Source organism: Bradyrhizobium sp. NBAIM08 (assembly GCF_020193935.1).
In the GTDB taxonomy this organism is placed as follows: domain Bacteria; phylum Pseudomonadota; class Alphaproteobacteria; order Rhizobiales; family Xanthobacteraceae; genus Bradyrhizobium; species Bradyrhizobium yuanmingense.
Genome location: NZ_JADYVR010001326.1, coordinates 1 through 383 on the forward strand (window position 1 = coordinate 1; position 383 = coordinate 383).

At 67.6% G+C, this 383-nt stretch carries 1 pseudogene; it reads left to right on the top strand.

The features are described 5' to 3' along the window. Positions 1-320, top strand: a pseudogene (locus I6F37_RS44745) (hypothetical protein); the annotation flags it as partial. Positions 321-383: the final 63 nt, after the last annotated feature.

Consider the following 383-nt stretch of genomic DNA (forward strand, 5'->3'; position numbering starts at 1 on the left):
GCATCGTCTATGGCGGCGTGGTCATCTCCCTGGCCCGCGCCCTCTCCTTCAACGGCCTCGGCAACGCCCTTCACCTCCTCGCCATCAACGCCGGCAGCCACGTCAACCCCTGCCTCGCCGGCGACACCGTGTTCGCCTGGTCGGAGGTCCTGGACAAAGCCGAGCTCGGCCGGCCGGATGTGGGGGCACTCAGGCTGCGGCTGGTGGCGACCAAGAACCGGCCCTGCAGCGACTTCCCGCTCAGGGACGAGGCCGGCAAGTACCTTCCGGAAGTGCTGCTCGATCTGGACTACTGGCTGCTGATGCCGCGACGTCGATGACGCTACAGGCGTCCCTCTTGTCATCCCGTGGCTTGTCCACGGGACCCAGGGTGGCCACTCGTG